Raw genomic sequence first — 13,215 nt, 5'->3', positions numbered from 1 at the left:
GCCGAGAGTCAACCGGACTCCCGTTTGTTCTTATTTCGTTCTACAATCGGGCATCGAATCGGAGGACGGAAAATGCAGCAGGAACGGCAAGCCCAATTCATCGGATCATCGCATCCCGACGTGGATCTGGAGTTTGGCGACGGTAAATGGTTCGTGGCCGTGCGGCGGGCTGAGCCTCAATCCCACTCGACCCATGAGCGGCAAGGTGAGGGGTTTTTCTCGCACATCGACGCTGCCCGCGCGGCGGTTGATCTGGCGATATCGCGCGGGCTGACCGTTCCCACTGAGGCGGAGCTGATTGAGGCAGCTGAAGAGTTTCGCAGCTTCGTTGATGGCGAAGACCGCGCCTTTGTCATGTGAGGGCGCAGGCCGATGGACCAGATTGAGATCGCGCGGCGCGGCCGAGACCCTGTCCTGCGCGAATATAATGCCATGATGAAGCAGATCCAACGCGGAGATCCGATGCACCCTCGAGAAGTTGAGGACATGATTAATGACCTGGTCGCAGAGGGGTACAACACCCAAGCTGCCGCGCTCGCTCGGGCGAACGTGAATTGGGATCAGTGAGCGCCGGAGTTGGGCGCCAGCATGCAGAGTGGAGGAATAAGTGTCTCGCTATTCCGACGGCTTGAAGGTTCCCACCTGTCTGTTTGAAGCGGCAGCCTGGCGCTATGCCGTCAAGGTGGGGTGCGGCTGCGGTCATTTCGCTGCGTTCCAGCCGCACGGTATCTGGTGGCATTTTCACCGCAAGGGCTGGCCCGACGATTTCAGAAGTGCTCGATCGAGGATGTGGTGCCGCGTCTGCCGACAATACACTGGGAAAAAAGTAAGGCCGCGAAGGTTGGATGCGATCAGGCCGTACACGGGCAGGCTGATTGATCTGCCGATGCCCGACGAACGCGAATGGAAGAGGATAGTCAATCGCTTCCGGGGGTGAATGGCACCGGCTCCACCTTCACCGACGCCTGCTCTTGGGCCCATTTGCGCAGCGCGACCAAGTTCCACGCCTGCCGCTCCGCTACTCGGAGCTTGGCAAGAAGTCCGTCACAATCGGTCCCTGCATAAGCTCGGCAGGTGGCGTCGCTGGCGATGGACATTGGAGCTGCGTCGGAACTGCGGAGATCGGGGCGGGCGGCGAGTTGCGCGCGCACGCGCTCATAGCGAGCATCAACATCGGCAAGGCGAGTCTGATAGTCATTCACGGTCCTTTCGGTGATTTGCGCCTGTTCCGCCTTCACGCGGACGACATTGGCCTGCGCCTGTCGCTGGGCTTCAGCGGCGGCGGCGCGATAGTTGGCGGCAGTCTGCTTGTGGGCCTTCTCTTCGGCCGTGGCACGATCTCGCCACTGGTCGCGATCGGCAGTGCGAGCGTTCAGCACTAGGAACAGGATGGAGTTGACGGCGAGCAGCACGATGATGGGGATGGCCCACCAGTAGCGGCGCAGGAGGGAGAGTTCGGTCATGCCGCTTTCCTCCGTTCATACGCGGCCGCAAGGCGAGTGTCGTACTTGTTGGCCGCGAACGCCGTGCCATTGTAACCGCGCGCGAAGGCGGCCCAATCGCCACGCTGAAGCGCGCCCTTCAATCCACGCCCCTCGACGAACCGGACAAAGGCCTCCAGCTGGTCGCCTTCGGTCTGCGCCTGCCGCCAGGCGAACGCCCACGGATCATGCGCGCCGCAGACGGCATGGTTCTCTCCGAGGATCTGGAACGCGCCGTAGCTGGCGGAGGCGAATCCTGCATCGACATCGAGGGCGACCGCATCCACTAGCTGCTGCCAGCGCGCAGCCTGCCCCTTGGGGTACAGGTTGCGGTTCCATGTTCGTGACGACAGGTGCGGGTGGCTCTTGTCGAACCGATGCCCGGTCGCGCGGCTGAAGCGGTGCGGCTCAAACAGGATCGTCGGCCGACCATCCACGAAGGCATCGCCCGAGCTTTCCACCTCATAGACAGCCCAGATCTTCGCGTCATCAACGCCAAGGATCGAAGCGCCCAGCCCAATATCAGCGGACGTGATCGGATAATCTGGGCCGCCGGTCAGGCAGGCGATGATCGCGCTCTTGCTCTTTGGCCCGATGATGCCGTCGATCGCGCCGGTGTAATAGCCGAGCGCAGCCAGCCGCCGCTGAAGCGCAGCCTGGTCCATATTCTTCTCCCATGAAAAAGGGCGCCCGAAAGCGCCCTGTCGATCGTCAATTCCCAGAAAGGGGTGGTCAGCGCTGCGGCGGACCGCCGGATGACATTCTTGACCGGAAACGCTATGATCAGCCCAGCACCGGCGAAGGCTCCTGTCACTATGGACTACAAGGCTCTCCACGATCGCATGCGCCAGGAGTGGCGCGACATGCCCAAGGACATCGAGTGGCATCGGCGTCGCCAGAGATGGCTAGCTTTAGATCGGTCTGACCAGAGCGATGAGGCTGCTGAACTGCGTCGAGAATTTGAATGGAAGATCGCCTGATCGCTCCTTAGCGTTCAGATTTACCGGACCCGCCGCCGATCAGCGTTTCACCAAAGGCCTGCATCGCTGCCTTGATGCGGCCGGCCACAAAGCCCTTGGCCATACCGATGATGCTCGCGCCGATCGCAGCAATGCCGATGCCAGTGATCCCGGCCGCCAGCATGTCCAGCTGATGCGCCTGCACCCAAAGGACGGTGATCAGCAGGCAGAGCGCGGTGATGGAAAGATCCAGCGCCCATTGCGCCTTGCCCTTCGCCTGCAGGCCGATGACCACGCGCGTGATGATGACGGCACAGATGCAGACCACCATTGGCCCGGCCGGAAAGGGATAGCCCGCGATCCACCAGACGACGGGCTGCTGCGAGAAAAGTGTGCCGGTCACGGCTGCCGAAGCCCCCCATATCAGTCTCACCGGAGACATACTGCTGCCAGAGCGGCGATGAAGCTCAGCCCTATGATTGCCGTAGCCCGCGCAAGTGCTGGCCACCGCGACCACATGTCCACGGGCAGCGGAGCCTTGCGCAGCTGATGCTCAATTCCCGGCTCACCAAGGATAGCGAGTCCCATCCACAAGAAGCCGCATCCAACCCCGATCGGATCAAGCCAGCGCTTCGCCATCAGCACCCGGGCGGTCGTGGAAGGATCATCCGGGTTCCAGCCCCAGAGCTCCATCGCAGCCGCGCCACACCTGATCGTAAGCCCGAATGCAGCCAACATCGTAATTGTGCGGTAGAGCGTCACCGGGTCCAGCGGGTGATCGTGGAAGCGCTGGCCCCAAATTCGACTTGCCTGCTTGCCCACCATCATCGCGCCCAGGAACGTCGCCGCTGTCATGATGAACAGGTTGAAGAGGAACAGCGACGGGTCCTCGTTGAAGCTGGGCGGGGCGGTTGTGCCCGGTCCAGAGCGGACTGCGTCGGCGGCGGCGCTGGTCGCGGCCGACATGATGACCGTGCTGATCATCACGCTGGCTCAGGTGTCTCAATCTGCGCCTCAACCCGCGCGACATCCTGGTCGATCAGGTCCTTCACCGCGCGAATGACCGTGATCACATTGCCGACCTGCTCATGAGCCATCTGGCCTTCAGGAAGATCGGCGCGCAGCTTTTCCAGATCGTCTGCGATCTTGCTCGTGGATGGGCGGTTCATCACGGCCTGGATCGCCTGAAGGGCAGGAAGCTGTGCGGCAGCAATCTGCGCATCAATCCGAGCCCGCTCGGCCAACAGCTGCGCGATCGCCGAAGTGCTTGCGCTGTCATTCATGGTCGTTCTCCTTTGTTGAACCGGGTAAAGTCTGGTCAGGCGAGCCACTGCACGGCAGCAGCAGCAGCGATGCCGGGGATATCGTCGGCAGCATCGACCATTCGCTTGGCATGGATGCGCTTGGCCTCGATCATCGCCGCCATGGGCACGAGCTGGTTGACCTGATCCATAATCTCGTCGCGCACCTGCGCGATCGGCACGCTGCGGACCGATGCTTCCGCCAGCATGAAAGGATAAAGCCCAGGGTTCGCCACTTCATCACCCTCTGTCCAGGCGCGAGCTTCTGCTTCCTTGCGGAGATAGGTTTGCGCCTGCCCCGGCACATCGGTGATGAAGCGGGAGCGGCAGGTGCCAGCTTCCTGATCGATCCGGGCGTGATAGAAAGCCCGCACCAGGTCGAGATTGATTGGCAGCGAGAACGCCGCCTGTGCGGGGATCTCGAAGCCGATCTCGCCCTCAAGCATGTTCGACGCGATCGCCGGGTAATCCGGGACCGTGATCACGCGCGCAATCGCGCCATCCTTGTAGATTGCGGCTGCTATCATCGTCTTTGCCTCATGATGTCGAATGATGTGCCGGTGCCGATGTCGGTGCCGGACTTTCGGTTAATGAAGTAGAGGAAGAAGTTGTACGTCCCGGCAGAGGGAGCGATCATTCGTCCGAAGAGTGGAATGGCCAACTGCGTGGAAGCGCCACCGTCACTATCGAACTTATATTTGTCGAGTGAGAACGCAGTGCCACCTGACCCGTTGATATCGTAAGCGATGTATATTTCGCCTTGAAGATCGTCCGGGCACTCGAGACGCATAATTCCGGACAGCCGCAGAACCTCGCCTGCCGCTACTCCGGCGACAGAAAGCGTAAGGACGGTCGTCACAGCATTGACGCCAGCGGAGAGTATCGGCGACGCGAGTTGAGCGAAATAGCTCTTGGTAACTGCCTCCAGGGCGATCTTGCCGGTATCGACCGCGCCGTTGCCGATTTTGACACCGTTGACCGTTCCATCGACCAGCAGGTTTCCGCTGATGCCCACATTGCCGGTGAGATTTACGCCCGCCCCGGCGTTGTCGGCCCAGATTGTGACGTCGGCACGCTGCCCGGGTACTGCGGCGCCAATTTGCACGAACGCTCGGGTGCGTCCCGACGCTTCAGCGGCTACGCCAGCAACCTGCTCCACAACAGCGGTGTTGGGCGATGGCGAATAGGGAACCGGCTGCGATGATCCCGGCAACACTTCGGCGATCTGCGGACGCACAAAGAATGCCCAGGAGTCTGCCTGGCCTGAATTGGTACCGTTCTTGCGGAGGATAACAGCGATCTTAACAGTGCCAGCTACAGCCGTGATCCGCACCGAATCTCGCTTGAACGTGCCTAGAGATGGGCCGCCCAATGCGCCTGACAGACTCACCTCCTGTTCCGCGATGAACGCCCCGCTGGCATTAACGCAGAGGATGATCAGCTTCCCGGAGCACCGGGGGGTGCCGTGCCATGTAGAGGCCTCATAGGTCTTTCCGACTTCGCCACCCATTGCGGAAATCCAGTCTGAAATGCCTGTCGTCGTGCCATTGGGCTGGTAGATCGAGAGAACATTTTCATCCTTAGGGCGAAAGTTATCACCTCCGCCGTTTACCGACCCGCTGCTGCCGTTGGCGCCCCCGAAGGTCCAACCGGCTGTGGAAAGGTTGGGAAACTGAGAGTTCGGCAGCCCATTCCCGCCCGCGCCACCATAGCTGGCGGCGAGTGTGGCGCTCGACTGCGCGGCAGAGGCGGACGAACTGGCCACCGCCGCCGAACTCGAAGCCGCCGACGCGCTGGACTCCGCATCACCCTTGTATTGCGCCGCTAGACTTGCACTTGCTGCCGCCGCCGCAGCCTTGTCAGTCGCAGTTGTGGCGCTGCCGGAAGCTGAAGTGGCACTGGTCGATGCATTCGATGCTGAAGTTGCCGCAGCCGTGGCGCTGTTCTGCGCTGCCGTTGCGCTTGATCCAGCATTGGTGGAACTGGTCGCGGCGCTTGATGCCGACCCAGCAGCGGCGGTCGCGCTGTTCGATGCATCCCCAGCCTTGGTGTTGGCCGTCGTGGCGCTGGTCTGCGCGGCTGTGGCGCTGTTCCCGGCGTTGGTGGCGGAGGTTGCCGCGTTCGATGCGCTGGTTGCAGCTGCCGCTGCAGCGCTAGCTGGAGCCAGGCTGTTGGGGCCGACCACCCGAACCGAATGGATCACGAAGCTGCCTCCGGCGCCCTGATCCAGATCGAAGCGGAACCGTGTGATCGTGCTGGTGATCCAATCATCACCGCCCGTGCCCCCCAGCTGCGTCATGTCCCACACCATCGTGGTGCGGACGTTCAGCTGCGGATCGTTTGCATTCTTGGCGTTGAACGACCCTTCACCGTGTCCAGAGGTCGTATAGTAGGCGACCCCATCCCAGGTGCCGCTGGAGCGAGTGGCTGTTCTGGTAAGTTCCACCACGATGCGGGTGAAGCGACTGCCTTGAATCGACAGCCCGGCCGGGGAACGAAGATAGACATCGACACCGGTAGCAGCCACAGCCATTCCGCCGGTGCCAGGTGTCAGAGTGGCATTTTGCCCAGCCCAGCCATTCGCAGAGCCGGTGCTGAAATCCGCCACATAGCCAACGTCGAGGAAAGACGCTGTGACGGCACTGGTCGCCGCCGCACTTGCCGACTTGTCAGCTTCGGTCGCTTTGGTGCTGGCAGTGCCTGCGCTGGTTGAGGCGGCCGACGCGCTGTTGCCTGCATTGGTGGCCGATGTGGCAGCTGCCGTTGCGCTCGTGGAAGCATTGGAGGCATGCCCCTGCGCCGTCGTCGCCGAGTTTGACGCCTGCGTGGCCGAGGTGCTGGCTTCCCCAGCCTTGGTGGATGCCGTCGTCGCACTGCCCGCTGCGGCCGACGCCGACTGCGCCGCTTCGGTCGCCTTGGTGCTGGCGCTGCCCGCGCTGGTCGAGGCGGCCGATGCGCTGTTGCCTGCCGCTGTCGCGCTGTTCGCTGCATTGGTGGCGCTGGTCGATGCTGCCGACGCTGATCCGGCTGCATTGGTGGCGCTGGTCGATGCCTGCCCGGCGCTGGTGCTGGCATTGCCCGCAGAGGTATTGGCAGCCGTCGCGCTGTTCTGCGCGGCGGTCGCGCTGGTGCCTGCCGCCCCGGCCGAGGTCGATGCGGCCGATGCGCTGGTCGCTGCCGCCGATGCGGACGTAGCAGCGGCCTCGCGGTCAGTAACGTCGGCGACCCGGATTTCGGCGAGGCGGAACACAAGGCCGACTTCCGAACTGCTGTTCTGGCGGAACATGGGCCGGAAATAGACGGCGCCGGACGGCAGGACCGTGATCCCGGCCCCTGCGACGGTGCTGAATTTAGCGGTGATCGTCTTGGTGCCGCCGTCCGTGACGACCAGTTCGCTGCTGCCCACGATCGACGTGCTGAAAGCTGCATAGGCGGAGGTCATCAGCGCGGCGACAAAGTTGAAGCCGACAGAACCGTCCGATGCGGTCACCTTGAACTTGGCAGTAACCTCGTAAATTCGCCCGGGAACGAGTGGTATCGCAGCCTTTGGTCCGATGTTGGAGCCGACCGACTGCCAAGTCGAAATCTCGTAGCACTGGCCAAATTCGCTGTCGGTGACCACTGACCCGTTCGTCGGATCTGCGATCGTCGCCGGATCGCCAGCGCGAGTTTCGGTCCAGTAAGCCTTGCCCTGCTTGAAATTGAACGGAGTGACCGGCCCATCCCGGACAGCAGAGCGAGCGGACACATCGCTTGCCGCAGCTGCCGTAGCGCTGTTGCCGGCTGCGGTAGAGCTGGTCGCCGCGTTGCTGGCTGATCCTGCCGCCGCCGTCGCTGATCCTGCTGCATTCGAAGCGCTGGTCTGCGCCTGGTCGCGCGCCGTCTCAGCTGCCGTCCGCGCTGCGATCGCCGCATCACGCGCCGTGGTGGAGCTGGAGAACGCCGCCTGGGCATCACTCTTCGCCTGCTGCGCGTTTGCGTTGGCGGTTTCGGCTGCTGCCTTGGCCGACTGTGCCGCCGCTTCTGACAGCGCTGCCGCCGATGCCGAAGCCGCCGCGCTCGCGGTGCTGCCGTAGGTGTCGATGAGGTTCTGGATATCCTGCTTTGCAGCTTCGATATCCATGGCCTGCTGCGCGGTGGCGCCTTTCGTCGCATCCTTCTCTGCAGGCTTCAAATCTTCCATCACCGTGCCGTCGGCATAGGTGATGTTGTCGGCGGTGATGTCGTCCGACAGGCGGTACCAGCTCGTGTTGCCATCGCCCGGCGTTGAACCGCTTGCTGGGTTTATGGACACATAGAGCCACTGCGACCCATTCGGCAGCGTGACCATGTCACCTTCGCGATAGGTCTCTGCGGGATCATAAGGGCCGCGTGGGTTCAGTGGGGCGCTGAAGGCTATGTCACCAAGCCCATGCACCTGCCATGTCGGCACCGCCCCCTGGGCAACCTTCCAGTAGGGCGTGCCGATCGCCACCTGCTCGACGCTCGCGACGGGTGGCAGGGCGCTGCCATCGGCCGCCATGGTCATGGATGCCGCGCCGATGCCGATCGCGGCAACCCGTAGCATGCCGAGCCAGTCGACGTAGGCCACGGCATTGACGCTGGCAGCAATGCGCTGGATCAAATCGCGCGCGGTGGTCTGCGCCGTCACCATCAGCGACAGGTTCCACGGACGCGCGCTGTTTAGCGCCGTAACGTCCGCAGATGCCACCTTGGCCGATGCGCCTGCGATACCTGCCACGCGAGAAATGAGCGCGCCCGGACGGCGAGACCATCCGCCAACGGCATCCCCCTGCGTGTGGAAGGACACCATGCCAGCTGGAGGTGCGCCAAAGCGGACAAAGCCGCCAGAAGGAGCAATGCCCCATTGGCCGGGTTCCAGCGCGGCAGCTTTGAGCGCGCTGAAGGATGCTGACGAGCCGGCAGCCGCACCGAAGCGCGTCAGGCGATCGAAAGCCACCTCGACGGCATTGATCGCTCCATAGCCCGACAGCTGGTAGATATTGTCGACCGCATCGACCAGCACGGCAGGCGCGAAGCGAGGCGCGCCCAGCGCCAGCGGCTTCACCTGCCCCTGAAGGTCGGTAGAGCCTTCTGCGCCCCCCGTGCCCGTATAGGTGGAGAGCAGCGGCTGATCCAGCCAGCTGTCGTCCGTGCCGATGTTGATGGTCGCAATGCCGCCCGCGATCGACGGCTGCTCTTTCACCCGTCCGTCGAACAGGAGCGCGAAGGCGGCCCAGGCATCGCCCAGTTCGCCCCGCCAGATGCGGATGCGCGCATCATGAAGGGCGAGCGCGGGCAGGATCGGAACCGCGCCGATTGCGGCGGTGAACGAACCTGTCGGCGAAGTGATCGACGCGGCGTCGAACGCGCCGTCGAAGAAATCATAGCGCAGCGTCGGCAGTGTCGCGATGGCTGGCCACCACACCTGTCCGTTCAGGTGGCAGAGGCGATCGTCATCATGGCTGGCAAGGCGCACCGGCGCAGCGGTCGAACCGTCCCATCCATCTATCTGGATCAGGTAGGCTTTCACGCGCCGAGATCCACGATGCTGGCCCGCCACTCATGGCCACCGCCGCCCGGCTTCGCCCAGACCGTGCCGAGGTCGCCGATCATCACCCCAAACCAGATGCGATTCTGCCGCTGAGCATCAGCGTCGGGATCGAGGATGAAGGCGAGAGGATCGGAATTGCCCAATTCCTCGAGCAGCGGATTGATGTAGCTCTCCACCTCCGCCCGCGTGACTGCTTCATAGGACACATTGATGGTGCGCAGCTTCTTGCCGCGCTGGCGCAGCGGGACGCCGCGTCGGCTGAAATCCATGCTGCCCAAATCGCGGACGCCGAAAGCAGCGCCATAGACGACATTCTCTGCGAGCTGGATCTTGCGACCCAGCACCAGGCGCCCGATCGTCGCGGCTCCCGTGCCAAGCCCGCCCACGGTGAAACGCCAATAGCGGGCCGCCGGCGGAGGAGATGCAGGAGCAAGCCAGAGCGCGCGCCCTCGGCCGGACACGGGCATTTCCGAACCGGCGAGAAAGGGGAGAGTGTCGCCAACCCACGACCCGGCCGGGAAGCCGCTACCCTGCGCAGAGGTTGCCGCTTCAACCTTCAGGGTCCAGTTCGCATCGGCTCCCGTGCAGCCCAGCAGCACCGCCGTGTCGATCGTGACGTTCGCGCCCATGTCGACCGTGATCGTGCGGGAAGCAGCGCCAGCGGCACTCTTCCACACCACGCCCATATAGTCATTGCCGACGTAGGCCGCGTCATAGCCAGCAGCCGTCGAGCTGGCGCTCACCGAAGCGAACGGCAGTGGCTTCACCACGATGGAGTTGCTCATTAGCCAAAATATTCCAGCTGAGTGGTTTCCTGCTCCAGATCGACTTCGAGCCGAGAGAGCAGCATGGAGGCATCAAGCCCCTGTTCGGCATCGATGACCCGGTGCGTCGGCACTGTGCCGGGCGTGATTTCGATCATGTCATTCACGGTCACGACGAAGCGGCGGCGGGTGACACCAAGCAGCGCCACCCTCTGCGCCAGCGCCGTCGTTGCGTCGGCTGCGCTATCGAAAAACCCCTCTGCAGGATCATCACTGCCATCGCGCGCGGAAGGAAAGCGGGTTTTGATGGTCGCATCCTGCGAAGACACGACCATCCGTGGCCGCAAGGCTGCGGCGATGTCCGACGGGAGCGCGGGCATTAGGAGCCGTAGTTCCGGAGCGAGCCGGTCCAGGTCGAAGGCCGCTCATCCAGCTTTTGGATGACCTGCTCCAGCAGCCCGTTCTGCTTCTCCAGCAGCGTCACGGTGTTGGCCGTGTTCGCCTCCATCGACTTTGTCGCCGCCGCCGTCTGCTCAATAAACGGATCAGACGTGGTGCGGATCGGCGCGGCATTATCGACCGTCGCGATCGCCTTGTTCGTGGCGGCCTGAATGGCGTCGAAGGCCTCGAAATATTTGGCCGTCGAACCGTACATCTGCCGCTCGATATCCAGGTAGGTCTGGGCCGCTTCCAGATACTTGTCCTGGTTGACCGCCTGCCCGGCGTTGATCTGGGCAAGGAAGGGATCCAGTGCGTTCTTCGCGTTCACCGACTGATCGCGCAGGGACAGCGGCGAGTTGGGGCCCATGTTCATGGACTTGAGAAAGTCCTTCAGCGCCTGCGCCGCCTGCCCGGCGTTCTCCTTCGCCTCCACCATCTCCATATTGTAGAGCTTCTGCGCGTCGGCCATTTGCTGCGAAGTGGCGCCGCCCTCGCGCAGCGCCTCGACAGTCTTGAGCCACTTCTTGTTCAGCTCATCGATCGCGTAGCCGACCGGATCAAGGCGGCGCTGCAGTTCACGCGGAATGTCCTCGATCAGCGTGGCTTTCTCGATTGCCTTCTGCAGATCCTGCCCCGACCTGAGGATATTGATTGACGCCTGACTGATTCCGGACAGCACCGCGCCTTCGATCGACTTCTGAATGGCAAACTCAATCGCCGCCTGCTCATCTTCGCCGAAGCTGTAGAGACCCTTCGCGGAGTTGCCCTTGAAGTCCATCTTGCCGCCGCGTCCTTCGACATTGACGCGGTACTTGCCGTCATAGGTGCCCAAGGCGATGTTCGGCACGCCTGTGATCTTGGCTCCCAGCTGCTCGGCAATGCTGTTGAGCCCGTCCGCGACATTCGACGCCAAGCCGGACGCTGCACGGATTGCGGAACCAGCGTTGCCTTTGCCCGAAGTGCCAGCAAGGTCGCCATATTCGTTCATGTAAAGTGAAGCGCTGCCATATTTGGGCTTGGGCTTGAACAGCCCGCCCAGTGCGCCGCCCAGCAGCCCGCCGGCGATCGACCCGAGCGGACCAGCGAAAGAGCCAAGGCCTTGGAAGACGGAATTGAGGCCGCTTTCCAGCGCTTTACCAAATGGGCCATTTTTCCCCGTAAGAAAGCCGCCAATTGCCCCGCCGATGCCGCCCCCGAGCTTGCTCCCTCCAGCGAGCCCCGCAGCGGTTGAGCCGAGTGCAGCGTTTGCGAGCACAGCCGAAAGCCCCGCGAAGAACTCGCCATTTTTGGAGAAGATGTCCTTCAGCTTGTCGCCGAGCGTTTCCGCGATGACGTTGCCGTCGACCGTCTTGGTGACGCCGCCTGTCGGCAAACCAAGGATGCCGCCCAGCTTGCCGCCGACATTGCTGAAGTTGCCGGTCTTCAACCCTTCAAGTATTCCCGACAGCGGACGGAAGAGCCCGCCCATTCGTCCCAGCGCGTCAACCTGCTGCAAATAAATGTCGAGCACCTGCCGGGCGCCCAACGCTCGAGCGTCTTCCAAGTCCGCGAGGTCGTTCGCCTGCTTGATCATTGCTTCGCCGAGAGGCACGATGTCCTTGCCCCACTCGCGTTGGCGCTTTTCCATATCCTGCGCCAATTCAAAGACGTTGCCCTGCGCCTCCATCTTTGTGTCTGCCAGCCACTGCGCGGTCTTCAGCAATTCCTTAAGCCCGTCGTCGGCCTCCTTCGCCGCCTTTTTCACGCGAGCGGGTTTTAGGATCAGATTGCGATCAACAGCGTTGCCGACGCCATCCAGCATGCGGCCGGCAGAGTCGAAGATTTCAAGGTTACGACCCTCTACAGCCAAGTTTGCAACCGCTGATGCCGCCTTCGTGAACTGTTCAGTAGTCAGCGCCCCCGCGCGCTGCAGGCTTTCAAGCCGCTTTATCGCGGCGTCGGAACTCAGCTTCCCTGCGAGGACTTGAGACGAGATCACCTTTACCGCGCCGGGATTTCGATCACGGATCGACAGTCCGCCCCCCATTCCACCTTCCAAGGCATAGTCGCCGCCTTGAAATCCTGACAGGTCGCTGCGCGCCTGTGCCTGGCGGGACTGCGCCTGAATTTTGGCGACGGCAATCTGCGCCCGCGCCAGCGCCCTCAAAGCCGCGTTCTGCGTATTCATCTTGCCTGTGGTCATATCCATGACGCTGCCAAGGATGCCCTGAGCGTCCCCCAGAGCGTCCGATGCGAACTTCACCGTGTCGAGGCCGGAAGATGTTTCGGTCAACTTGGGCACGAGCAGACCTAGCACGGTCACCGCCCCCATAATGGCTGCACCCCAAGGCCCAGCTAAGAAGCCGACCAGACCCCCGGCACTCCCTCGCATCAGCGCGATCGCTTGTACAATTTGCGATCCTTGCTGCGCGAAAATTATCATCGGGCTCGTGCCAGTCGCGAACTGGGCAGCGACATCGCCAATCTGATACGACAGCTGCTGCATTCCTGCTCGCATCTCTCCGCTGCTTCGGGTCACTTGCCCCATTCCGCGGTTGACTTGGTTAGCGCTGGCCCCAGCGGCCTGGCCAAATTTCACAAGAGAATTTCCCGCCGCCTGTGCGCTGCCACCGACAACGCGAGCCATATCACCAACAGCCTTTTCAGCTCTGCGCATGTCGTCCTGTAGGCGAGCGATCTCGGCAATAATTTCAATCGACAGCGTGCCTGCCGGAA

The 13,215-nt window shown here is 62.7% G+C and carries 13 protein-coding genes; 3 read left to right on the top strand and 10 right to left on the bottom strand.

Translation table 11 applies throughout. The features are described from left to right. Window positions 1-72: 72 nt before the first annotated feature. Together MU848_RS09405 and MU848_RS09400 are read left to right on the top strand one after the other, a co-directional pair. A complete protein-coding gene (locus MU848_RS09405; protein WP_247231378.1) occupies window positions 73-360 on the top strand; it encodes a hypothetical protein in 288 nt (95 codons plus the stop codon). Window positions 361-372: 12 nt separating this feature from the next. Next, window positions 373-567 (top strand): hypothetical protein, encoded by a 195-nt coding sequence (locus MU848_RS09400; RefSeq protein WP_247231376.1) that lies wholly within the window; start codon window positions 373-375, stop codon window positions 565-567. Window positions 568-917: 350 nt separating this feature from the next. Here the strand turns inward: MU848_RS09400 and MU848_RS09395 are convergent, their stop codons facing one another. Then, window positions 918-1,463 carry a hypothetical protein gene (locus tag MU848_RS09395; RefSeq protein WP_247231374.1) on the bottom strand — a complete coding sequence of 182 codons (546 nt, stop codon included), beginning with the start codon at window positions 1,461-1,463 and terminating at the stop codon, window positions 918-920. Beyond that, a complete protein-coding gene (locus MU848_RS09390) occupies window positions 1,460-2,146 on the bottom strand; it encodes an N-acetylmuramidase domain-containing protein (protein WP_247231373.1) in 687 nt (228 codons plus the stop codon). The genes MU848_RS09395 and MU848_RS09390 overlap by 4 nt, the downstream gene beginning before the upstream one ends. Before the next feature lie 150 nt (window positions 2,147-2,296). Between MU848_RS09390 and MU848_RS09385 the strand changes: the two genes are divergently transcribed. Further along, on the top strand, window positions 2,297-2,461 hold the full coding sequence (locus MU848_RS09385) for a hypothetical protein (RefSeq protein WP_247231371.1): 165 nt from the start codon (window positions 2,297-2,299) through the stop codon (window positions 2,459-2,461). Window positions 2,462-2,468: 7 nt separating this feature from the next. On the opposite strand, the gene MU848_RS09380 is transcribed toward MU848_RS09385, so the two are convergent. The 8 genes from MU848_RS09380 to MU848_RS09345 are packed head-to-tail and all read right to left on the bottom strand — an operon-like array spanning window position 2,469 to window position 13,027. Then, window positions 2,469-2,843 (bottom strand): hypothetical protein, encoded by a 375-nt coding sequence (locus MU848_RS09380; protein WP_247231369.1) that lies wholly within the window; start codon window positions 2,841-2,843, stop codon window positions 2,469-2,471. Between the two features lie 26 nt (window positions 2,844-2,869). After that, window positions 2,870-3,424 (bottom strand): hypothetical protein, encoded by a 555-nt coding sequence (locus MU848_RS09375; RefSeq protein ID WP_247231367.1) that lies wholly within the window; start codon window positions 3,422-3,424, stop codon window positions 2,870-2,872. Continuing rightward, window positions 3,424-3,723: a hypothetical protein gene (locus MU848_RS09370; RefSeq protein WP_247231365.1), complete on the bottom strand. Its 300-nt coding sequence runs from the start codon at window positions 3,721-3,723 to the stop codon at window positions 3,424-3,426. Before MU848_RS09370 ends, MU848_RS09375 begins: the two co-directional genes overlap by 1 nt. 35 nt (window positions 3,724-3,758) lie before the next feature. Then, window positions 3,759-4,268, bottom strand: a complete 510-nt coding sequence (locus MU848_RS09365; protein WP_247231364.1) for a hypothetical protein — start codon at window positions 4,266-4,268, stop codon at window positions 3,759-3,761. Beyond that, window positions 4,265-9,274: a hypothetical protein gene (locus MU848_RS09360; protein ID WP_247231362.1), complete on the bottom strand. Its 5,010-nt coding sequence runs from the start codon at window positions 9,272-9,274 to the stop codon at window positions 4,265-4,267. Before MU848_RS09360 ends, MU848_RS09365 begins: the two co-directional genes overlap by 4 nt. Then, window positions 9,271-10,080 (bottom strand): hypothetical protein, encoded by an 810-nt coding sequence (locus MU848_RS09355; RefSeq protein ID WP_247231360.1) that lies wholly within the window; start codon window positions 10,078-10,080, stop codon window positions 9,271-9,273. The genes MU848_RS09360 and MU848_RS09355 overlap by 4 nt, the downstream gene beginning before the upstream one ends. Further along, the gene (locus tag MU848_RS09350) at window positions 10,080-10,439 is read right to left on the bottom strand and encodes a hypothetical protein (protein ID WP_247231358.1); all 360 of its coding nucleotides are present in this window, start codon (window positions 10,437-10,439) and stop codon (window positions 10,080-10,082) included. Before MU848_RS09350 ends, MU848_RS09355 begins: the two co-directional genes overlap by 1 nt. Then, window positions 10,439-13,027 carry a phage tail length tape measure family protein gene (locus tag MU848_RS09345; RefSeq protein WP_281494406.1) on the bottom strand — a complete coding sequence of 863 codons (2,589 nt, stop codon included), beginning with the start codon at window positions 13,025-13,027 and terminating at the stop codon, window positions 10,439-10,441. Before MU848_RS09345 ends, MU848_RS09350 begins: the two co-directional genes overlap by 1 nt. Between the last annotated feature and the right edge of the window lie 188 nt (window positions 13,028-13,215).

Source organism: Sphingobium agri (assembly GCF_023051225.1).
GTDB lineage: Bacteria > Pseudomonadota > Alphaproteobacteria > Sphingomonadales > Sphingomonadaceae > Sphingobium > Sphingobium agri.
The sequence above is the reverse complement of the archived record's forward strand: the minus strand, read 5'-3'. Positions and strand labels throughout refer to the sequence as shown.